We start from the raw sequence: 19581 nt of genomic DNA on the forward strand, positions 1-19581 counted from the left end.
TTTAAATTGTTTTGTTTATAACGCTTTCAGAGGATTTTCTTTGAAAGCGTTATTTTTTTTGTAAAAAAATTAAAGTATCTTGTAACAAAATAAATAGTGACTCGTCTTCACTATATAACCAACCAAACAAATGCAACAAAACGAGTTCATAAAGATAGTTTCACCATTTAAAGATAAACTCTTTAGATTGGCAAAACGACTACTCGTAAGCACAGAAGAAGCAGAAGATGCAACTCAAGAAGTTCTTGTGAAATTGTGGACAAAAAACGAAACACTATCAGAATTGAAAAGTGTTGAAGCTATGGCAATGACCATGACAAAGAATTATTGTCTAGATCAATTAAAGTCGAAACGAGCTAGTAATATGACGATTGTTCACAATAATTACACTGACAATCAGGCAAGTTTGCAACAAAAGTTAGAGGATGAAGATAGTTTGAGTTGGGTTGAAAAAATAATTAACGATTTGCCAGAACAGCAGAAGTTGATTATTCAAATGAGAGACATTGAGCAATATGAATTTGAAGATATTGCAAAAATACTAGACATGAGTGAGGCCACTATTAGAGTGGCACTTTCACGAGCTAGAAAAACGATTAGAGAAATAATGACCAAAACACATAATTATGGCATTGGATAGAATAGAAAATTTAATAGACAAATACTTTGAAGGAGAAACAAGTATTGCCGAAGAAAATGAATTAAAAGTTTATTTTTCTTCAACAGATGTTGCGCAGCATTTGAAACAATACCAAACCATTTTTGGTTATTTCTCTCAAGCAAAAGAGCAACAGTTTACGCAAGAAATTCCACTACAAACTAAAAAACGTAATGTCGTATTGTGGTTATCTATTGCAGCTTCAGTTGTGGTAATGCTTGGTGTTGGTACGATGATGTACTTTAATAATGATAAAGAAGAACAATTTGTAGCTTGTACTCCAGAAGACAATCCGGAGTTGGCACTTCAACAAACAGAAAAAGCTTTAGCATTAGTTTCAGAACATTTAAATACTGGCATAGAAAGTGTAAGTTATATTAATGAATATGAACAATCAAAAAACAGAATTTTTAAAAAATAATCAGTCAAAAAAAAACGAATAGAAATCATGAGAAAATTAATTTTAATTATCGCTTTAGTATTAGTTTCTAATACCTTATTTGCTCAATCAGTCTTTGATAAATTTGATAATCAAGACGATATTACTACTATTATTGTAAACAAAAAAATGTTTACCATGTTGAGTAAAGTAGATGCTAAAGACAAACAATCGCAACAATACATCAACTTAATCAAGAAGTTAGACAACTTAAAAGTGTTTGTAACTGCTAATGACAAAAAGAGCGACGATATGAAAGCAGTTGCTGATAAGTATGTCAAGTCTGTTGGATTAGAAGAGTTAATGAGAATAAATGAAAAAGGTAAAACAGTAAGAATTTATGTTAAATCTGGTGCAACCGAATCTCAAGTAAAAGAACTTTTAATGTTCATTGAAGGTTCTGGAAAAGAAGAGTCTGTATTGATGTCTTTAACAGGAAACTTTGATTTAGATGAGCTTTCTGCACTTACAGACAAAATGAATTTACCTGGTGGTGCTGAGTTGAAAAAAGCTGGTAAAAAATAATATTATGAGAGTTATCACCTTTTTAGCAATCGCTCTAAGTTTACTTTTATTCAGTTGTAATTCGAAGCCAAGTTTACAGAAATATTTTGTTGACAATCAAGAAAAACCTGGTTTTGTGGTTGTAGATGTTTCTCCAAGTATATTGAATTTAGATAAAACTAAGTTGACAGCAGATCAAAGTAAAGCATTATCATCTTTTGAAAAAATGAATATTTTGGCTTATCAAATTAACGATAAAAATAAATCGGAGTTTGATGTTGAAAGAAAGAAAATCAATGAGATTTTGAAAGATACTATCAATTATCAGCAATTAATGAAATTTGGTTCTGGTAAAGATGGAGCTTCAATAAGTTTTGTTGGTGATGAAGATCATATAGATGAATTCATCCTTTACGGAGCAAAAAGCGATAACGGATTTGCTGTAGTTAGAATTTTAGGAAAAGATATGAATCCAGCAGATGCAATGACTTTTCTATCGGTTTTGAAAGAATCTAATATCGATATGAAACAATTAGAAGCATTAAAAGGATTAATGAAATAGTTATTTTAATAATTATAAAATTGAGGTTAGTTGTAAAAACAAAATCCGATTCATTACGAATCGGATTTTTTTATTTTTTGAAATATTTTAACGGAACAAACAGCATTCCAAAACATTCACCATCACCTTTACCAATATGTTTATGATGCATTTTGTGTGCTCTTCTTACACCTTTTGCGTAAATATTGTTAGCATTTCTAAACAATTTAAAACGTTGATGAATAAAAATGTCATGCACAATGAAATAAGCTAAACCATATGCAAAAATTCCTAATCCAATTGAAATTCCAATTTCTAGTATTCCTTTTTGCCAAAGCAAGAAACATCCAATACTTACAACTGCATAAAAAATAAAGAATGCATCATTTCTTTCAAACCACGAATCGTGATCTTTTTTGTGATGGTCTGCATGAAGTGACCATAAAAAGCCGTGCATAACATACTTATGAGTAAACCAAGCCATAAATTCCATTATGACAAACGTTAGAACAAAAACTAATACGTGTAACCACATAATTTATATAATATTTAATTTATAAGAAAAATAACATTTAGCAAAAAGCCCATATTTTTGATAATCTGGAACTCTAATTCTAGTATTTTTAATTTCAGTTGAAGGTGTTTTCTTTAATTTGGAAAGCAATTTTTTATAATAAATGTAAGCTGTATAAACACCAAATTTAGCTTCCAATGGCAATCCAACAATTCCTTGGTAACCTGCTTCAAAATCGGCTTCTATTTCTCTAATAATTTCATTTTTTGAAGCTTCATCCAATTTCGTTAAATCGGTATTCGGAAAATAAGTACGACTTAAATCTTCAAAATCGGCTTTTAAATCTCTAAGGAAATTTACTTTTTGAAACGCAGAACCTAAACGCATTGCAGCATGTTTTAACTCTTCATATTTTGCTTCGTCACCGTTTACAAAAACCTTCAAACACATCAAACCAACAACATCTGCCGAACCGTAAATATATTCGTTGTATTCTTCTTTAGTTTTGTATTCCGATTTTACCAAATCAAGTTTCATACTTTTCATGAAAGCATCAATCAATTCATTTGGAATTTCATATTTATGAACCGTGTGCTGGAAAGAATTCAATATCGGATTCAAACTGATTTTGCTTTGTAAAGCGGCTTCCAAATCTTTTTCAAATAAATTGAACAGCTCTTCTTTGTTGTAATCGTGAAAGGAATCAACGATTTCGTCAGCAAAGCGCACAAATCCATAAATATTATAAATATCTTGTCGGATACTTGGAGCCAACATTTTTACAGCAGAGGAGAACGAAGTGCTGTACGACTTGGTTACATTCTTGCTACATTCAAAAGATACGGTGTCAAAAAGTGATTTCATCTATTTAAATTTTAGCGGTGTTTTTTTATTAAATCTGCAACAAGTTTTCCCGAAATTAATGCTGGCGGAACTCCTGGTCCAGGAACGGTTAATTGTCCTGTAAAGTATAAACTTTTAACTTTTTTACTTTTCAATTTTGGCCTCAAAAATGCTGTTTGTAATAACGTGTTTGCCATTCCGTAAGCATTACCTTTGTATGAATTATAATCTTTTATAAAATCATTTACACAGAACGACTCCTTAAAGATAACATTATTTTTTAGACTTTGCGCTGTTAATTTTTCTAAACGTGTCATTATTTTTTCAAAATACTGTTCACGTAACTCATTTGTATCATTCAACCCTGGCGCTAAAGGAATCAAAAATATAGCAGCTTCTTTGCCTTCTGGTGCTGAATTTGAATCCGTTTTAGAAGGAAAACTTGCATAAAACAATGGATCTTTGGGCCATTTTGGATTATCATAAATATCTTGTGCGTGAACATCAAAATCTACGTCAAAAAACAACGAATGGTGTTCTACATTTGCAATTTTTTTATCAAAACCTACATAGAATAGGAGTGAAGAAGGCGCAAATGTTTTCTTTTCCCAATATTTTTCTGAATAAGCACGGTGTTTTTCATCCAATAAAGTTTCTGAATGATGATAATCTGCTCCAGACAAAATAATATCTGCAGCAACTCTTTCGCCATTTACAACCAATGCTGTAGCTTTTCCATCAGTTACTTCAATTTTTTCAATATTTGAATTTACATTGATAGTAACACCAAGTTCTTTAGCTAATTGTTCCATCGCAAGAACTACAGAATACATTCCGTTTTTTGGATGCCAAGTTCCTAATCCGAAATCGGCAAAGTTCATGAAGTTGTAGAATGATGGCGTATCAGAAGGTTTTGCACCCAAAAACAAAACTGGAAATTCTAATATTTGAACTAACTTTTTGTTTTTAAATCGGCGTCTAATGTCTTTAGAAATATTTCCGAAAAACTGGTTCACTTTCAAAGCAGTTTCAACTGTAATCAATTCCAATGGCGAAACTCCTGGACGATAAACTAAATCTTTGATGGCAATGTCGTAGTTGCTTTGAGCTTCTTTCATGAAAGAGGCCAATTTTTCACCACTACCTTTTTCGATAGATTCAAAAGTAGTTATGATTTCGGGAAGATTGTCTGCAATGGTTACAAATTCATTCACTCCAAAATACACTTGGTAAGCTGGAGAAAGTTTTATTAATTCGTAATAATCAGAGGGTTTTTTGCCAAAATCATTGAAGAATCTTTCAAAAACATCGGGCATCCAATACCATGTTGGTCCGATGTCAAAAGTGAAACCATCTTTTTTTAATTGTCTTGCTCTACCACCAATCGTGCTGTTCTTTTCGAAGATAGTTACTTTGTTGCCGTCTTTTGCCAAATAGCAAGCTGCAGCCAAAGCTGAAAATCCTGAACCTATTATTTTTATATTTTTTCTCATATTGTTTAACAAAAATAGTAAAAAGTTAAACAATAAAAAAGTTTTATGAAAATTTTATAAGTTTTCAACTAGTTCATTTATTGTTTTAAAGTGTCTAATTTTATCATTTAAGATCTTTTGATCAACATGTTCTGTCATTCTTCCCATCAGCCATAGCTCAGAAGTATCGTCTAGAATTTGTTCTTTTAGTTCTTTTATGTAATTATTTACGTTTGCTTTTTCGGGCTCAACCGTCATGTAACAAATGTAAGTGATGTTATCGAAGTATTTTTTTAAATCTTTTAAACTTTCCATAGGAACGCTTTCGCCAAGGTAAATGGTTTTGTAACCGTTCAAAAGTATGTCATAATTCAAGTACATCAATCCCAATTCATGAATTTCATTCATAGGTAAATAAAGTACGAATAATCTGTTCTCTTTGGTTGGTTGTTGCGTCTGAATTTTCTCGGTATTAGTAAGCAATTTTAATTTTATCAAATAACTAATAAAATGTTCGTGTGCTGGCGTAATCGTATCAGATTGCCAAAGAAATCCGATTTCTTCCATCAATGGAATGAAGACTTCAAAGAAAACTTCTCTAAATGATTTTTCAGAAAGTAAAGTGTCGTAAGTATTGAAAAATAGCGTTTGATCAAAATTCATCATAGCCAATTTAAAAGAACTTATAGCATGACTTTTAGCACTTTTAGCAGAAACAATATCGCGAACTAATTCAGGAATTTTTTCTTGAGACATTTTCGAAATTTTCGAAATTTTATAGCCATAATCGTGCAACAATGTAATATTCAAAAGTTTTTGCAACGCATTCAAATCATAAAAACGAATGTTGGTATCCGTACGCATTGGTTCCAAAACATTGTATCGTTTTTCCCATATTCTAATGGTGTGCGCCTTGATTCCTGAAAGGTTTTCTAAGTCTTTTATGCTGAAAGTATTTTTAACACTGTTCATTGTTTTGATATTTTTGTTAAACAAAAGTACTAAAAAAATTAAACAAATGATAAAATTTTGGAATTATTTGGGAAATTGGGTTGGGAATGAGGTTTTTTTAGGTTTTTTATGTTCTTAGGCTTTATGTCAGTAGCTGTTTTTATCACAAACCAAAATATTCCAAAAACTTTTAAAGAAAAACATGATTGAAAGAACAAAGATAAGATATCAAGCGTCCAAAAAAGCCCAAGCGCAGCAATAGCATAAAACCTGTGTTAGCAAACGTTATTTTATTCCCCATTCTAATCTCAAACTGTCTAATTGAGATATATTTAAATTCATTTTATTGTTTTCGGTGTCGACTTTATTCTTATTAGTTTTTTTCTTTATTATTTTCAAAAAACTCACAAAATTTACTTTGCCATTTTCAATTTTAGAGTTAATTTCAAGATTATAGTTTAAAGATTCATTTTTATAAAATAGAAAAACATCCTTTTCGCTTATCCAACCATTTTCTTTAGACGCTTCAATTATTTTTATTTTATGGATCAATTTTTTTTTGTCACTTGTTTCGTTATTTTCATTTATCCAAATCATTCCATAATCTTCATCCACATACATCCGTAAAGGTTCAATTGCATCGGTAAGTAATGGTATTTTAAAACTTGCCCGATTTGCATTATATTTTTTTCCGTATTTATAATTTTTAATTTTTATAGAATCAGAAACATAATCGTATAGTTGTAAACCAATGACAATTAGTACAATTAGCCACAAAATGTTGTTCAATGTCAGTTTTTTCATAATGTTTGCTAACTTGTATATAGCAGCTACTATTAATTAATTAATTAATTAATTAAAATCAAATGTATTAAAAATAAAATTCCAAATTAAAAACTTGAAAGCGAGCTTTCAGCTTTTAACTTGGAATTTCATTCATCTGTGACTTCGATGGGATTCGAACCCACACGCCTTTCAGCACTACCACCTCAAAGTAGCAAGTCTACCAATTTCTCCACGAAGCCGTAAATAAAAAAAGCCAAGCAAAATGCTCGACTTTATTTTGTGACCTGGCTGGGGCTCGAACCCAGGACCCCATCATTAAAAGTGATGTGCTCTACCAACTGAGCTACCAAGTCATTGCTTGAAGAAATTTTATAAAAAAAAGTGACCTGGCTGGGGCTCGAACCCAGGACCCCATCATTAAAAGTGATGTGCTCTACCAACTGAGCTACCAAGTCATTGCATTTCCTCAATGCGGGTGCAAATATAAGGCGATATTATTTATTTTTCAAAGCAATTTTGTTTTAAATTTACCTTTTTTTAATATTATCTCTTAATGCCTTAATTTATAAGGTTTTATTTTATGAAAAAAGTTGTTTTAATAGGTTATATGGGAAGCGGTAAGTCGGTTGTGTCTAAAAAATTAGCACAACAGATTGGATTTTCCGTCGTGGAATTGGATGAAATGATCGAAGAAAAATGCAAAATGTCTATCGAAGCACTTTTTTCTACCAAAGGCGAATTGTTTTTTAGAAAACAAGAACACCAACTTTTTTTGGAATTGCTTTCTGATGAGAAAAATAGCGTCATAAGCACCGGTGGAGGAACGCCTTGTTATTTCAATAATCATGAATTATTAAATGGAGAAAACGTGGTTTCAATCTATTTAAAAGCGTCGATTGATACATTATATAATCGTCTTTTAAAAGGAAAACAAAAGCGTCCTTTGATAGCTAATTTGGATGATAATGAATTTAAAGAATTCATAGCAAAACATCTTTTTGATAGAAGTTTTTACTACAATCAAGCAACTTTTAAGGTAAATGTAGACGATAAAGATATTGATGAAATCGTCGCTGAGATAGCAAGTTTATTAACTTAGTTCGGCAAAACTATTATTGTCTTCAAAAACCACAGAAACATGCTCATGTGAAGATGTTGAAAGCGAAATTCCTTTAAAATCAACTTTGATAGGATATTTTTTATGATTTCTATCTACTAAAACCGCAGTTTTGAATTTCTTTAAAGGAACATCCAAGAAATGTTTCACGCCATACATCAACGTTGAACCTGAATTCAATACATCATCAACTAAAACAATACCTTTATTTTGATATTCTTCTTTTGAGATAGAGGTAGTTATTTCTGAATTTAGATTTGTTTTATCAATTTTTACTTCACATAAAATCACTTTTATTGGTGAAATAGTATGTAAAGCAACCGCCAATTTTTCAGCTAAAACATAACCATTGGAAGCTATTCCTGCCAAAACAATGCTTTCTTCCTCTACGAAAGTTTCATAAATTTGATAAGCAATTCTCTTAATTTTATGTTCAATTTCTTGATGCGAAAGAATGATATTTTGGCTCATGGTTTTATTTTTTTGTAAATATAAAAAAGAGTTCGTTTCCTTCTCTAGGTTTTATAGAATTATGTGCAGTTTCTAATGTTTTTAAATAAAAATCATTTTCAAATAAAGAACTATATTCTTCTTTCGAACCACCAAAAGGCGGACCAACTTCGGTTAATGGAAATTGAAACAATAATCCTGCTATTTTTCCATTTGGATTTAATAATTCTTTCATTTTTTGAACATAATCTTTTCTTAATGAAGGTTCTAAGGCACAAAAGAAAGTTTGCTCAATAATTAAATCATAGTTGTTTTCATGTTCAAAGAAATCTGATTTTATTAATTGATTTGGATTACAATTCGGCACTCTTTTAAGAATGTTATCCAAAGGTGATTGTGCAAAATCTAATACAAAAACATTTTGAAAACCATTAGCCATTAAGTAATCAAATTCATGACTATTTCCGGCGCCAGGAATTAAAATCTTGATAGATTTGTCTTGAATTTGATCGATGTATTCTTTTAAAGGAGTTGAAATAGTACCAACATCCCAACCAATTTCGTTTTTTTTATAGCGCTCTTCCCAATAGTTACTATTCAGTTTCATCTATATCAGTATTGAATTCTATATCGTCTAAGTCGCGTCGGTCTTTTTTGGTTGGTCGACCAGTTCCAGTTTTTCGGTAATGTTCTTTTGATAATTTTAATAATTCTAAATGAGCAAAAGATTCGGCTGGAGTTTCATCTTTTCGATAAACATCAACAAGTTTTGCTCCAACTCGATTGGCAGGAACATCCAAAACAGAAATTATATGGGTTATTTGATCTTTTCTAAAGGTAATTTTATCTGATGGGAAAACCTCTTTAGATGCTTTGGCAACTTGACCATTCACAGTAATATGGTTCTTTTTACAAGCTTCTGTAACCATATTTCGGGTTTTATAATATCGAACACACCATAGGTATTTATCTACTCTCATAAAAATATCTAAAATCAACGTTAAATAGTTTACAAAAATAAATCAATATTGTATCTTGCGCACTTAAAATTGATTAATAATGAAAAATATTTTTAAAATACTTACCACTTTAGTATTTTGTAGTTTATTAACTTCTTGTGATCGTGAAGATGAACCTACTGTTACTCCAATTAGAGATTTTGCAGAGCAGTATGCAGCAGATCTTGATTCTATAGATGACTATATAGATACGCATTACATGACTGTAGATGCAACAAATTTTGATGTGACTTTTACTGAAATTCCTACTGGTGGAACTCAGCAATCTATAAGAACTCAAACACAATATCCACTTAAAGATACTCTTGTAAAAGAGGATGGTATTGAGTATAAAGTATATTTTATTAAATTTAGAGAAGGTGATGCTGTAAATGGAAAAAGACCAACACAAGTTGATTCTATTCACGTTTCTTATAGAGGAATTAGATTAACCGATGATCAATTTGATGAAGCTTCAAATCCTATTTGGTTTGGTTTACAAGATGTAATTACTGGTTGGAATCACATAATTCCAAATTTTAAAACAGGTACTTATACAACAAGTCCAGGGCCAAATCCAATTACTTTTAATGATTTTGGTGCTGGTGTTATGTTTTTACCATCTGGTTTAGCATATTACAACACAAATACAAGTACGATACCGTCATATTCTCCAATTATTTTTAGTTTCAAATTATATGAATTAAGATACCGAGATCATGATCGGGATGGAATTTTATCTAAAGATGAAAGAAAACAAGATCCTTCTATTCCAGTAACATTAAGATGGAAAGAAAATCCTTTTTTAGGATATGACTATGATGGAAATGGTACCGTAGAGATTTATGACACAGATGGTGATGGAATTCCCAATATGTTAGATATAGATGATGATGGCGATGGATATCAAACTAAATTTGAAAGAAAATATGTTGTAGGGACTAATACTTATTATTATCCTTTTAATGGTGCGGCTGTTGATAATCTTGCGACACCTAATGTTAATGAAACACATGGAATTCCTGATTGTTCTGGTAATTTTACAAATCCAACAAGAGTAAGAAAACATTTAGATAAAAATTGTTACTAAACAAAAATCCCGTTCGACTGAACGGGATTTTTTTTATTTAGTTTCTAACTTCTTTCTTTCTTCAATTAGTTGTTTTAATTTTTTTCCGTAAAGCGATTTTGAGATTTCTGGAGTAAGTGATTTTTGAATGGTATCAAGATATTTTAAATTGATGTCGTAGATTTCTGCAACGGCTACGTAAGGAGCAACGGCATGACTTGCATTATTAACAGCAAAATTTGTAGTGTACAGATATTTTCTTTTTAATATATTATCTTGTTCTACTTGAATTTTGGCTAATTCTGTAGTGTTTTTATTTTTAGAAGCATCTAATTTTTTTACAACTAATTCTAAATTTTCATCTACATAACGTGATACTACTTTTTTATATTCGTCATATAACTCTTGATTTTTTGAACCTGTTATTTTGGCGTCAGCAGTAAAAAATTCTAGTGAAGATTCAATATTAATTTTTCCTGGTTCAACAAAGAACGGAAGATTGTTATCAACAGAATTTGAAACTCCTCTATCTAAGAAAAGGTAAAGCATTTCTGGTGAATCAATATTCATTTCGCTTGTAAAATGAGAATCGCCATCGATAATAATGGTGTCAATTGCTACCAATGTCGTGTCTTTGATTCTTTGAATGTATAAGGTTCCTTTTTTTAAACCTTTTATATTTCCAGTTATCTGAAGGTTTTTGTCCGATTTTTTTTCAGAACATGAAGTGATTACTACAAGCGCTAGTAAAGCAATAATTATTTTTTGCATGGTTTATTTTATTTTCGGCAAAATAATAAAAAAATCCTCAATCTATTGCATAAATTGAGGATTTAAAAAATGGATATATTCAAGTTTATCCTTTTAACCAAGCTTCTTTTAAAGTTTGTTTTGTTGGTTCCACTACTTGATAGCCTTCAGACTCTTGGTAAGACAAGATTGCTTTACCAGTTAAAGTCTGCTCTTTACCATTTCGTTTTACCTTTATTGTTACATTGTCACCATCTTTCCAGTTTTGAGAAGCAGTCATCATTTCTGATAGTGTATCAAGATTGTAGTTAGTATCATTTAAAGAAAGAATAATATCATCAGCTTTCAATCCGATATTGGTCATAAAAGTGCTTAATTCGGTGTTGTTTCTTACTATGATTTCTTTAGTTGTTGGGTTTCCAGAAATTCCAGCCGATTTAGAACTGTTTAAAAATGGATTTACAGCTTTTTTAATTTTTCCTTTTGCAATTCCAACTTTAGCAAAATAAACTTCATATGGAATTGGAGTAGGACCAGCCACATAAGTGTTTAAAAATTCACCTACTTCTGGATAAGTCATTTCGGTTATTCTAGCAAAAAGTTCATTGTCATTAAATGGTTTTGTTGGACCAAATTCATTAGTAAGTTTTTGCATCATATCTAAGATTCCTCTTTGTCCATTACTTTTTTCACGAATTATGATGTCTATGCACATTCCAATTAAGGCTCCTTTTTCATAAACATTTAAATATTGACTTTTGTATGGTTCAACAAGAACATTCTGACTCATGGTTGTAAAAGGCATAGTATCATTCATACGTTTTGCACCTCTTATTTTATCATCCATTCTTTTATAAAATGCATCTTCAGTAATTAAACCTTGGTTTACTTGAAATAAATTTGCAAAATATTCTGTTACACCTTCATACATCCATAAATGTTGTGACATTTTAGGTGAATTAAAATCGAAGTAATGAATTTCATTAGAGTGAACTCCAAGTGGTGTTACAATGTGGAAGAATTCGTGAGATACTACATCAATGATTTGTTTTCCCAAGGCGCCAGTTGGCATCATTTCTGGAAAAACTACTGTTGTAGAATTATTGTGTTCTAATGCTCCAAAACCTTTTGCATCAGTCTTTTTCATTTCAGAAAGATAAAGAAGGACAGTATATTTTTTATTACTATTTACAGCTCCTAAAAATTTCTTTTGAGCACGCATACATTTTTCTAAATCAGCAGAAAGTGCTTTAGCTGTGTGTTTATCATTTGGTGAATAAACGCTAAAAAGGATTTCCATTCCGTCTACATTGAAAGTAATATAATCTGGTTTAGAATACATTATAGGGTTGTCTACTAAGTCATTATATCTAGAAACAACAAAAGTATCTGATAAATTACTGCTATCAGAATCCACTAATGAGGTAGCTCCAAAAAGATTTTCAGAATGGGTAATGTTTAATTTATAAGTCAAATCTTTTTTATCTTCGAAATAACCTACAAATCCATGATTGTTTAGCATGAAATTTTTACCTTCCAAGATGTTTGTACCAGCTGGTGAGAAAATCCCACTACCAAATCCGCTTCCACTTTCTACATCAAAAGTATCATTCACTAAATAGGTGATTTTATCTAATTTTTTTGCCTCTTTGATAGTCCAAGAATTAGTGCTTAGTTTTTCAACTTGCAAGGCATTTCCTTTGGCATCATAGGCTTTCATTTCATCAATAAATTTCCCATAATCATCCTCTGAATATGTTCCTGGAATTATTTTTGGTAGGTGATAAACAACTTCATCAGTTGTAATAGTTGGTGCACTAATAGAAACTAAAAGTTTATCATCTTTTACGTCGTTTAAGTTAATGCTTACTACAACTTCAGATTTTTCAGAAGAAACTGCTGTCGAAGTTGGTTTACAACCAAAAAGTAAAGTAACAACAGCTAAGGATAGGATTATTTTTTTCATAAAGTATCAAAATTTCTAACAATAGGTAGCTAATCTACTAGATTTGTTACAAAGTATTTAAATTATTTCACCTGAATTTTTATCCAATTTAATATTTCAGTCAAAGCTATTGGTGAAATAGTTTGTTCAATTTTATCATATTCACTTGGAGCACCTGTTGTGCATTCTTGAAACAAGTGATTTAGATTAGGAAGTTCTTTGATTGTAACTTTTTTGTTTTTTGCTTTAGCTAAGGCATTTTTTATGGCTTCCAAATTTTCTTTTGCTGGAACTTGCAAATCTTTTAATCCATTAAGTGCAAGAACTGGACATTTTACTTTTTCTAATGCAATACTTGGATCTAGTCTTATAAAATATTTTATCCACGTATCTGTATATTGATTTATTTGAAATTTAATGTATTGATCTTTAGTCATTCCTTCAGGATATTTTACGTCAGGAGTTTTACTAATTGCCTCTTCAAAAAGATTGGTTAAATCAGCATTTAGTATAGAATCATCAGTCGATTTAATTATTAAATCAAATATTTTTTCATTGAAAATTTTGGCCTCATTTATGTTTTCTTCAGTTGCACCATCAGCTCTTGAAATTAATTCTTGTTGTAATAAAAGTAGTTTATCGCCTCTCAATCCAGTTCCTGCAAGTAATACTATAAAACTTACATTCTTATTTCTACTAGCTACCATTGGAGCTACAACGCCTCCTTCACTATGACCTATAAGACCAATACTTTTTTTGTTTATTTCTTTTCTACTAAGTAAATAGTTTACTGCTGCTTCTGTATCATAAGAAAAGTCTAAAGTTGTTGAAGTGGCATAATTTCCTTTAGATGAAGCAGTTCCTCTGTCGTCGTATCGTAAAACACCAATTCCGTTTCTAGTTAAATAATCTGAAATTACTAAAAAAGGTTTATGCCCAAGAAGTTCTTCATCACGATTTTGTGGACTACTTCCTGTAATTAGTATTACTACTGGAAAGTTTCCTTCTTTGCTAGGTAGTGTTAAAGTTCCAGCAAGTGTTACACCGTCTTTTTTGTTTTCAAAAGTAACTTCTTCAGTATAGTAAGGATAAGGTTTTTTTGGTTCTTGAGGTCTAACCAAAGCCACTTTTACCACTTTTTCTCTAGATAATTCCATTGGGAAACTTTGTCCAACTTGTTTGAAAATTCCTTTTATTTTATTGTTTTCAAAAGTTCCTTCATATTCTATTCTACCTGCAGGAATAGCAAACTTGAAGGTGCCATTTTCAAAACTTGTTGATGGAATTGGTATGTCAAATGCTTTTTGCTCTGGGCTATCCATAGTTGATTTATAACCATTCTCAGTTTTGGTAACATTAATTTCAATAGGTAATTGAGCTCCAGGAACTTTTAATAATCCATACCATTTACCTGTAATGTCTTGTCCGAAAGTTGTTAACGACAAGAAGAATATAACGATTGTTATTGATGCTTTTTTCATTTTATCTAATAGTTTAGTTTTAGTATTATAATTTTTGATATCACTTCAGCTAGAATTATTGCTAAAGCAAAAAGTAAAATATGTTTTGCTTCTTTTGAGTTGGTTGCAGTTTTGAATCCATTGAAAAGAAGGATTACTGACCAAATTAAGCAGGTAAATGTTGCAATCCCTGAAAATACAAGTAAAACCATTTCTGAATTTTCAATATTGATTTGTTTGTTTTTTGAAACCATATTTATTAGTTTTTCAGTAACCAAATACATTTTGTTGTTTACATTGAAAAATAATAGGAAGTAAAAAGGAATTTTTGCAATTAGACTTGTTGCTATGATGTCAATAAAGCGTGTTTTTTTATTTACTATTTTGTCAACAAGAAATAAAAGTGCTGATAGAATAAATATATTTATTGTTAAATCAATTGCTGTTGTTGCAATAGATGTTTTTTCTATAAAATGTAAATCAAGAACACCATCGAATCGTCCATTAAACGCAAGTGCTAGAAAGCATCCGATGATACCTGCTAAAATTCCAAATGTTATTAATTGCTTTTCCGAATAGTTTTGAAAAGGATTAAATATTATTTTTTTCATACTTATTGTTTGGATTTTAAGTGATTTATTTTGTTGATAATATCATCCAATTTGTTTCTTACAGTTGGATAACTATTTCCCATTTGAGTAGCCATTTCTTTTAAACTACCGCTGGTTAGAAAAAATTGTAAGATAAAATTCTGTTCTTCTTCTGTAATTTGAAGCAGTAATGGAAGGGAATAATTACCTGAAACAGATGTAGTGCAATTGCTACAACTTAATTGTGTTACTGAAAGAGAACTTTCACAACTTGGACATTGAACTGGAAGTTTTGGTTGCATAAAATTGAAATTATAATAAACAAAATTAAATAATATTTAATTAAAAATTAATAAAATTAATATTTATTTTAAATAAATTTATTAAAATGTTTTTTGAACCAGTAAATAAAGAATGTTGTAAAATAAAAAAAGCGATAATTTCTTATCGCTTGGAGGTTATCTGATTATATTTAATCAAATTTATTTTTCATATAATATTTGCCATCTAAATCGTCAAAGTCATCATCAACCATTGGTTTTGGCTTTGGTTTACTTGCTGCAACTTTTTTCTTCCAAAGTTCAAAATTGTCTTTGGATAATCTTTTTCGCATCAATTCGGTAACCTCATTTTCGGTTATTCCAAATTCAGCTTTTAATACTTCAAAAGGTTTTCTCTCCTCTTGAGCCATACTTACAACTCGCTCTAATTGTTCGTCGTCAAGTTCTACTCTTTTACTTTTTTTCATTAGTCGAAAAGCACAATTTTAATGTTAGTTCTTTTTTATCAATCAATTTATATACCAATATTAAGAAAAAAAATAATTACTTTTTAATTTGTTTATAAAAATTTTATTCTTCTTGTGGTATACGAGTTTTCTGAAATGGAATTTTCAACAAACTAACAAGTTTATTATTCTCATTTGGATCCATGTGTGTGTCAACTCCATAAATGATAGTTTCTCTTTCCATATAGCTAAATGTCCCAAAAATTCTATCCCAAATAGAGAAGATATTTCCGTAATTACTATCAGTATATGGAAGTTTGTAATGATGATGAATTTTATGCATATCTGGTGAAACTAATAGGTAACTCATGAGTTTATCTAATTTTTTTGGCAAACAAATATTAGCATGTGTGAATTGAGTTGCAACAACTGATAGTGTTTGGTACATAAAGACCATCCACATTGGACTACCTACAATAAGAACTCCTAAAGTTGTAAAAACAAATCGAATTACACTTTCTCCAGGATGATGACGATTTCCTGATGTAGTATCTATATAAGTATCTGAATGATGAATTAAATGAAATCTCCACAATAATTTTACTTTGTGTTCAGTAAAATGTGCCAAATAAGCTCCAATAAAATCCAATAAAAGTATTCCAACTACAGTAAAAGCTATTGGATTCATCTTTGGCAACCAGTTTAAAATTCCAAATTCATTTATTGTTGCATAATCAGCAGTTCTTAATAAAATAAAAGCTAATGCAAAATTTACAATAATTGTAGTTATTGTGAAAAAGATATTAATTCCGGCATGTTGCCATTTATTATATTGAAATTTAAAAAAAGGAATTGCACTTTCAATCAACCAAAATATAGCAATTCCACCAGCAAGAATTAAAGCTCTATGTAAAGAGGGAATGCTTTCAAAGTAATGTATTATGTCATTCATTGTAATTTGATTTTTATCAAAAATAATCAAAATTTTATTTGATAATACGAAAGGTTAAATTAATTCTTGGTGCAATAGATTTGGCTGTTTTTGGAATTTGATGTTTCCAAAAATGTTGTGTTTCTCCTTTCATTAGAAGTAAACTTCCATTTTCCAAGGTAATTTTTAGTTTAGCATCAGTGATAGTGTTGTGTTGCAAGTGAAAACTTCGTTCGGCACCAAAACTTACTGATGCAATTACTGGATTTCGTCCTAATTCCTTTTCATTATCGGCGTGCCATCCGTTACTATCTTTGCCGTCTCGATACAAATTGAGTAGTACGGTTGTGAAATTTTCTAAACACGCTTCTTCAATTTCATTTTTAATAAACATCAATAATGGATTCCAATGATGAGGTTGCATCACAATATTGGAATAGGAGTAAGGCTTACCTTCGTTTCCAAAAAGACAAGTTAATCTAGGTTGTGGGTGTGTTTTGCCAAAAACAGTAATGTTGTCTTGTTGCCATGGAATCTCATTTAGCATTTTTTCAAAAAGCATTTTGGATTTTTCTGCATCAAAGAAATTAGGGTAATACTCAATTTCTGCGTTTGGTAAATCAAAGGTTATTTTTTCGGAAGGAAATAATGAATTCATCTTTCAAAAATAAAAAAAAACGACGGAATATTTTCCGCCGTTTCAATTTAATTAAGATGAATTAATTATTCGTTATCTGCTTTTTGAAGAAGATTTTTATATACAAGTCCTCCAACAATGGCTCCTAATATTGGAGCTACCCAAAACAACCATACTTGTCCTAATGGTTCGCCTTGAGTAAATAATGCTTGAGATAGAGAACGAGCAGGATTTACAGAAGTATTAGTAATTGGAATACTAATTAAGTGAATTAGGGTTAAAGCTAAACCAATAGCAATTCCAGCAAATTTTCCGTTAGCAAATTTATCTGTTGCTCCAAGAATTACTAATAAGAAAAACATAGTTAACAAAAATTCGGCAGTAAAGCATGAAATCATTGAGTATCCATCTGGAGAAAACTTCCCAAAACCATTAGAAGCAAATGCTCCTGCGCTAGTATTATCAATAACATTTCCAGTTTTGCCTGACCAAATATAAAAAAGTGATCCAGCAGATGCTATAGCTCCAACACATTGTGCAACTATATAAGGTAGTAAGTCTTTTGCAGAAAATCTTCCGCTTGCCCATAGACCAAAAGAAACTGCAGGATTGAAATGTCCGCCAGAAATATGACCAACAGCATAAGCCATTGTTAACACAGTAAGTCCAAATGCTAGAGCTACACCTAAGAATCCAATTCCTAAATGGACACCAGTAGGAGTTACGTATCCTGCTGCAAATAATGCGCTACCGCATCCGCCAAAAACAAGCCAATAAGTTCCAAAAAATTCTGCTAATAGTTTTTTCATAATAGTATAATTTAGTTAATAATAGTTTTTAAATAATTCTTGTAAAATCTGCGTATTGACTAGCCCAATACATAAGGATGAATTGTATTGGTAATCTGAGATATAATATCCATTTAGGAAAGCCTAAACTTGCTTTTTCGTTAATCAACATGTAAATGTTGGCTGGAAAAAGTAATACTAATAATATTACAATTGAGATTGCTGCTAAATTTGAAAAGATAGGAATACATAAGTAAATACCAAACATTATTTCTAACAAACCGGATATTTCGTTTATGAATTTTTTATTTGTTAGGAAAGGAGGAATTATTTTATAATATACATCAGGTTTTCTAAAATGATTGATTCCGGCGAGTATGTAAAACACTGCCATGACATAAAGGTGCCAAGGTTTGTCCATTTAGTTTGTTGTTTTGTTTTACGAATATAAATAAAAATTAACAAAAAAAATGAACTTGTAGAATTAGTTTGACAAACTTATTGGTTTTTTGACAAAAAATTAGATTTTATATTCATAATAATAATGGCAATAATGATTAAAATTATACCAATCCATTGAATAAAAACCACTTTTTCACTTAATATAATATAGGCCATTAGCACAGAAACAGGCAGTTCGAGTGCAGAAACAATACTGCCTAGACCAATTCCTGTAATAGGAAATCCAGCATTCATAAGAATAGGAGGAATAATGGTGCCGAATAAGGCTAAGAAGATTCCCCATTTTAAGAAAATATCAAAATTGAAAGGTGTATTTTGTGTAAACAATGCAAATCCAAAAACGATGACCGCTCCGCCCAATAACATATATAAACTTCTTTGCGCAGATGAAATTCCTAAAGCAATTCTATTAGCTGTAAACATTGTTGTTGTAAATGAAGCAGCAGCTAGTAATCCCCAAAAAATTCCTCTCCAGTCTATGGCTACTTTGCTATTTAAAATGTTTGTAGCTAATATGGTTCCTACTAGAACTATTAATACAGCGATGGTTTTTTGTGTAGAAGGTTTTCTTTTTTCAAGAAACCATTCTAATAAAACGCCCATCCAAACGGTTTGCATCAATAAAACAATTGCGATTGAAACATCAATATATCGTACACATAAATAGTAGAAAACACTTGTCATACCTAGCGAAGTTCCAGCCAACATTAACTGAAAAATGTTCTTTGGAGTTGCTTTTTCAACGGCAGTTTTAGAAGTCGATTTTTGAAAGGCATTAATCAATAGCATTCCGAGAATTCCGTAAATGAATTGCGATATGGTAACTTCAGCTGTTGTATAATTTTCTTGATAAGCAAGTTTTACAAAAGTGGCTAGCATTCCGTAACTTGACGCACCAAGACCTACTAAAATCACACCTTTAAGGACACTATTCTTTAACATTTTTTAT

The 19581-nt window shown here is 30.6% G+C and carries 25 protein-coding genes and 3 tRNA genes; 6 read left to right on the forward strand and 22 right to left on the reverse strand.

From position 1 onward, the window contains the following. Positions 1 to 130: 130 nt before the first annotated feature. The 4 genes from ACIQ06_RS04560 to ACIQ06_RS04575 are packed head-to-tail and all read left to right on the forward strand — an operon-like array spanning position 131 to position 2163. On the forward strand, positions 131 to 640 hold the full coding sequence (locus ACIQ06_RS04560) for an RNA polymerase sigma factor (RefSeq protein ID WP_298306558.1): 510 nt from the start codon (positions 131 to 133) through the stop codon (positions 638 to 640). Further along, complete coding sequence (locus ACIQ06_RS04565; protein ID WP_396144088.1) at positions 627 to 1079, forward strand: hypothetical protein; 453 nt, start codon at positions 627 to 629, stop codon at positions 1077 to 1079. Before ACIQ06_RS04560 ends, ACIQ06_RS04565 begins: the two co-directional genes overlap by 14 nt. A gap of 27 nt (positions 1080 to 1106) precedes the next feature. Next, positions 1107 to 1622 carry a DUF4252 domain-containing protein gene (locus ACIQ06_RS04570; protein WP_345089949.1) on the forward strand — a complete coding sequence of 172 codons (516 nt, stop codon included), beginning with the start codon at positions 1107 to 1109 and terminating at the stop codon, positions 1620 to 1622. 4 nt (positions 1623 to 1626) lie between these two features. Continuing rightward, positions 1627 to 2163: a DUF4252 domain-containing protein gene (locus ACIQ06_RS04575; RefSeq protein ID WP_396144089.1), complete on the forward strand. Its 537-nt coding sequence runs from the start codon at positions 1627 to 1629 to the stop codon at positions 2161 to 2163. 70 nt (positions 2164 to 2233) lie between these two features. Here ACIQ06_RS04575 and ACIQ06_RS04580 read toward each other — a convergent pair whose 3' ends face one another. From ACIQ06_RS04580 to ACIQ06_RS04615, 8 genes are all read right to left on the reverse strand, one after another. After that, positions 2234 to 2677: a sterol desaturase family protein gene (locus ACIQ06_RS04580; RefSeq protein WP_298306547.1), complete on the reverse strand. Its 444-nt coding sequence runs from the start codon at positions 2675 to 2677 to the stop codon at positions 2234 to 2236. A gap of 3 nt (positions 2678 to 2680) precedes the next feature. Beyond that, the gene (locus ACIQ06_RS04585) at positions 2681 to 3520 is read right to left on the reverse strand and encodes a phytoene/squalene synthase family protein (protein ID WP_396144090.1); all 840 of its coding nucleotides are present in this window, start codon (positions 3518 to 3520) and stop codon (positions 2681 to 2683) included. A gap of 11 nt (positions 3521 to 3531) precedes the next feature. Continuing rightward, complete coding sequence (locus ACIQ06_RS04590; RefSeq protein ID WP_396144091.1) at positions 3532 to 4992, reverse strand: phytoene desaturase family protein; 1461 nt, start codon at positions 4990 to 4992, stop codon at positions 3532 to 3534. Between the two features lie 54 nt (positions 4993 to 5046). Next, positions 5047 to 5943, reverse strand: a complete 897-nt coding sequence (locus ACIQ06_RS04595; RefSeq protein WP_396144092.1) for a MerR family transcriptional regulator — start codon at positions 5941 to 5943, stop codon at positions 5047 to 5049. Positions 5944 to 6207: 264 nt separating this feature from the next. Beyond that, positions 6208 to 6726, reverse strand: a complete 519-nt coding sequence (locus tag ACIQ06_RS04600) for a hypothetical protein (RefSeq protein ID WP_396144093.1) — start codon at positions 6724 to 6726, stop codon at positions 6208 to 6210. Between the two features lie 139 nt (positions 6727 to 6865). After that, positions 6866 to 6947: transfer RNA gene (locus tag ACIQ06_RS04605), tRNA-Leu, on the reverse strand. Between the two features lie 41 nt (positions 6948 to 6988). Continuing rightward, positions 6989 to 7061 (reverse strand) — tRNA-Lys (locus ACIQ06_RS04610). A 29-nt stretch (positions 7062 to 7090) separates the two neighbouring features. Further along, positions 7091 to 7163, reverse strand: a tRNA-Lys gene (locus ACIQ06_RS04615). A gap of 125 nt (positions 7164 to 7288) precedes the next feature. On the opposite strand from ACIQ06_RS04615, the gene ACIQ06_RS04620 reads away from it, so the two are divergent. Beyond that, positions 7289 to 7807 (forward strand): shikimate kinase, encoded by a 519-nt coding sequence (locus tag ACIQ06_RS04620; protein WP_396144094.1) that lies wholly within the window; start codon positions 7289 to 7291, stop codon positions 7805 to 7807. Here ACIQ06_RS04620 and ACIQ06_RS04625 read toward each other — a convergent pair. Genes ACIQ06_RS04625 through ACIQ06_RS04635 form a run of 3 tightly spaced genes read right to left on the reverse strand, consistent with a single transcriptional unit; the run spans position 7799 to position 9255 of the window. Next, positions 7799 to 8296 (reverse strand): phosphoribosyltransferase family protein, encoded by a 498-nt coding sequence (locus ACIQ06_RS04625; RefSeq protein WP_396144095.1) that lies wholly within the window; start codon positions 8294 to 8296, stop codon positions 7799 to 7801. The two genes, ACIQ06_RS04620 and ACIQ06_RS04625, sit on opposite strands and share 9 nt — an antisense overlap. 4 nt (positions 8297 to 8300) lie before the next feature. Further along, the gene (locus ACIQ06_RS04630) at positions 8301 to 8882 is read right to left on the reverse strand and encodes an SAM-dependent methyltransferase (protein WP_396144096.1); all 582 of its coding nucleotides are present in this window, start codon (positions 8880 to 8882) and stop codon (positions 8301 to 8303) included. Next, on the reverse strand, positions 8869 to 9255 hold the full coding sequence (locus ACIQ06_RS04635) for an RNA-binding S4 domain-containing protein (protein ID WP_298306521.1): 387 nt from the start codon (positions 9253 to 9255) through the stop codon (positions 8869 to 8871). The genes ACIQ06_RS04630 and ACIQ06_RS04635 overlap by 14 nt, the downstream gene beginning before the upstream one ends. 79 nt (positions 9256 to 9334) lie before the next feature. Between ACIQ06_RS04635 and ACIQ06_RS04640 the strand changes: the two genes are divergently transcribed. Continuing rightward, entirely contained in the window at positions 9335 to 10363 is a 1029-nt protein-coding gene (locus tag ACIQ06_RS04640; RefSeq protein ID WP_396144097.1) for an FKBP-type peptidyl-prolyl cis-trans isomerase, read from the forward strand. 33 nt (positions 10364 to 10396) lie between these two features. On the opposite strand, the gene ACIQ06_RS04645 is transcribed toward ACIQ06_RS04640, so the two are convergent. From ACIQ06_RS04645 to ACIQ06_RS04695, 11 genes are all read right to left on the reverse strand, one after another. Further along, positions 10397 to 11113, reverse strand: a complete 717-nt coding sequence (locus ACIQ06_RS04645) for a DUF4369 domain-containing protein (protein WP_396144098.1) — start codon at positions 11111 to 11113, stop codon at positions 10397 to 10399. Positions 11114 to 11198: 85 nt separating this feature from the next. Further along, entirely contained in the window at positions 11199 to 13058 is a 1860-nt protein-coding gene (locus ACIQ06_RS04650) for a PDZ domain-containing protein (protein WP_396144099.1), read from the reverse strand. A gap of 62 nt (positions 13059 to 13120) precedes the next feature. Further along, entirely contained in the window at positions 13121 to 14518 is a 1398-nt protein-coding gene (locus ACIQ06_RS04655; RefSeq protein WP_396144100.1) for an alpha/beta hydrolase family protein, read from the reverse strand. A 5-nt stretch (positions 14519 to 14523) separates the two neighbouring features. Beyond that, positions 14524 to 15108, reverse strand: a complete 585-nt coding sequence (locus tag ACIQ06_RS04660; protein ID WP_396144101.1) for a hypothetical protein — start codon at positions 15106 to 15108, stop codon at positions 14524 to 14526. Positions 15109 to 15110: 2 nt separating this feature from the next. Further along, positions 15111 to 15389 carry a DUF2089 family protein gene (locus tag ACIQ06_RS04665; protein ID WP_396144102.1) on the reverse strand — a complete coding sequence of 93 codons (279 nt, stop codon included), beginning with the start codon at positions 15387 to 15389 and terminating at the stop codon, positions 15111 to 15113. Positions 15390 to 15559: 170 nt separating this feature from the next. Then, positions 15560 to 15835 carry a TIGR03643 family protein gene (locus tag ACIQ06_RS04670; protein ID WP_298306501.1) on the reverse strand — a complete coding sequence of 92 codons (276 nt, stop codon included), beginning with the start codon at positions 15833 to 15835 and terminating at the stop codon, positions 15560 to 15562. Positions 15836 to 15938: 103 nt separating this feature from the next. Continuing rightward, complete coding sequence (locus tag ACIQ06_RS04675) at positions 15939 to 16766, reverse strand: sterol desaturase family protein (protein ID WP_396144103.1); 828 nt, start codon at positions 16764 to 16766, stop codon at positions 15939 to 15941. Between the two features lie 34 nt (positions 16767 to 16800). Continuing rightward, positions 16801 to 17403, reverse strand: a complete 603-nt coding sequence (locus ACIQ06_RS04680; RefSeq protein ID WP_396144104.1) for an alpha-ketoglutarate-dependent dioxygenase AlkB family protein — start codon at positions 17401 to 17403, stop codon at positions 16801 to 16803. Positions 17404 to 17468: 65 nt separating this feature from the next. Then, positions 17469 to 18191 (reverse strand): aquaporin Z, encoded by a 723-nt coding sequence (gene aqpZ / locus ACIQ06_RS04685; RefSeq protein WP_396144105.1) that lies wholly within the window; start codon positions 18189 to 18191, stop codon positions 17469 to 17471. A 28-nt stretch (positions 18192 to 18219) separates the two neighbouring features. Beyond that, a complete protein-coding gene (locus tag ACIQ06_RS04690) occupies positions 18220 to 18591 on the reverse strand; it encodes a DoxX family protein (protein ID WP_396144106.1) in 372 nt (123 codons plus the stop codon). A gap of 77 nt (positions 18592 to 18668) precedes the next feature. Continuing rightward, the gene (locus ACIQ06_RS04695) at positions 18669 to 19574 is read right to left on the reverse strand and encodes a DMT family transporter (RefSeq protein WP_396144107.1); all 906 of its coding nucleotides are present in this window, start codon (positions 19572 to 19574) and stop codon (positions 18669 to 18671) included. Positions 19575 to 19581: the final 7 nt, after the last annotated feature.

Source organism: Flavobacterium sp., from assembly GCF_044341265.1.
GTDB lineage: Bacteria > Bacteroidota > Bacteroidia > Flavobacteriales > Flavobacteriaceae > Flavobacterium.

Bases quoted from the DNA above. Each gene is read 5' to 3' on its own strand.
- ACIQ06_RS04560 (WP_298306558.1), top strand. From the start codon at position 131: ATGCAACAAAACGAGTTCATAAAGATAGTTTCACCATTTAAAGATAAA.
- ACIQ06_RS04565 (WP_396144088.1), top strand. From the start codon at position 627: ATGGCATTGGATAGAATAGAAAATTTAATAGACAAATACTTTGAAGGA.
- ACIQ06_RS04570 (WP_345089949.1), top strand. From the start codon at position 1,107: ATGAGAAAATTAATTTTAATTATCGCTTTAGTATTAGTTTCTAATACC.
- ACIQ06_RS04575 (WP_396144089.1), top strand. From the start codon at position 1,627: ATGAGAGTTATCACCTTTTTAGCAATCGCTCTAAGTTTACTTTTATTC.
- ACIQ06_RS04580 (WP_298306547.1), bottom strand. From the start codon at position 2,677: ATGTGGTTACACGTATTAGTTTTTGTTCTAACGTTTGTCATAATGGAA.
- ACIQ06_RS04585 (WP_396144090.1), bottom strand. From the start codon at position 3,520: ATGAAATCACTTTTTGACACCGTATCTTTTGAATGTAGCAAGAATGTA.
- ACIQ06_RS04590 (WP_396144091.1), bottom strand. From the start codon at position 4,992: ATGAGAAAAAATATAAAAATAATAGGTTCAGGATTTTCAGCTTTGGCT.
- ACIQ06_RS04595 (WP_396144092.1), bottom strand. From the start codon at position 5,943: ATGAACAGTGTTAAAAATACTTTCAGCATAAAAGACTTAGAAAACCTT.
- ACIQ06_RS04600 (WP_396144093.1), bottom strand. From the start codon at position 6,726: ATGAAAAAACTGACATTGAACAACATTTTGTGGCTAATTGTACTAATT.
- ACIQ06_RS04620 (WP_396144094.1), top strand. From the start codon at position 7,289: ATGAAAAAAGTTGTTTTAATAGGTTATATGGGAAGCGGTAAGTCGGTT.
- ACIQ06_RS04625 (WP_396144095.1), bottom strand. From the start codon at position 8,296: ATGAGCCAAAATATCATTCTTTCGCATCAAGAAATTGAACATAAAATT.
- ACIQ06_RS04630 (WP_396144096.1), bottom strand. From the start codon at position 8,882: ATGAAACTGAATAGTAACTATTGGGAAGAGCGCTATAAAAAAAACGAA.
- ACIQ06_RS04635 (WP_298306521.1), bottom strand. From the start codon at position 9,255: ATGAGAGTAGATAAATACCTATGGTGTGTTCGATATTATAAAACCCGA.
- ACIQ06_RS04640 (WP_396144097.1), top strand. From the start codon at position 9,335: ATGAAAAATATTTTTAAAATACTTACCACTTTAGTATTTTGTAGTTTA.
- ACIQ06_RS04645 (WP_396144098.1), bottom strand. From the start codon at position 11,113: ATGCAAAAAATAATTATTGCTTTACTAGCGCTTGTAGTAATCACTTCA.
- ACIQ06_RS04650 (WP_396144099.1), bottom strand. From the start codon at position 13,058: ATGAAAAAAATAATCCTATCCTTAGCTGTTGTTACTTTACTTTTTGGT.
- ACIQ06_RS04655 (WP_396144100.1), bottom strand. From the start codon at position 14,518: ATGAAAAAAGCATCAATAACAATCGTTATATTCTTCTTGTCGTTAACA.
- ACIQ06_RS04660 (WP_396144101.1), bottom strand. From the start codon at position 15,108: ATGAAAAAAATAATATTTAATCCTTTTCAAAACTATTCGGAAAAGCAA.
- ACIQ06_RS04665 (WP_396144102.1), bottom strand. From the start codon at position 15,389: ATGCAACCAAAACTTCCAGTTCAATGTCCAAGTTGTGAAAGTTCTCTT.
- ACIQ06_RS04670 (WP_298306501.1), bottom strand. From the start codon at position 15,835: ATGAAAAAAAGTAAAAGAGTAGAACTTGACGACGAACAATTAGAGCGA.
- ACIQ06_RS04675 (WP_396144103.1), bottom strand. From the start codon at position 16,766: ATGAATGACATAATACATTACTTTGAAAGCATTCCCTCTTTACATAGA.
- ACIQ06_RS04680 (WP_396144104.1), bottom strand. From the start codon at position 17,403: ATGAATTCATTATTTCCTTCCGAAAAAATAACCTTTGATTTACCAAAC.
- aqpZ (WP_396144105.1), bottom strand. From the start codon at position 18,191: ATGAAAAAACTATTAGCAGAATTTTTTGGAACTTATTGGCTTGTTTTT.
- ACIQ06_RS04690 (WP_396144106.1), bottom strand. From the start codon at position 18,591: ATGGACAAACCTTGGCACCTTTATGTCATGGCAGTGTTTTACATACTC.
- ACIQ06_RS04695 (WP_396144107.1), bottom strand. From the start codon at position 19,574: ATGTTAAAGAATAGTGTCCTTAAAGGTGTGATTTTAGTAGGTCTTGGT.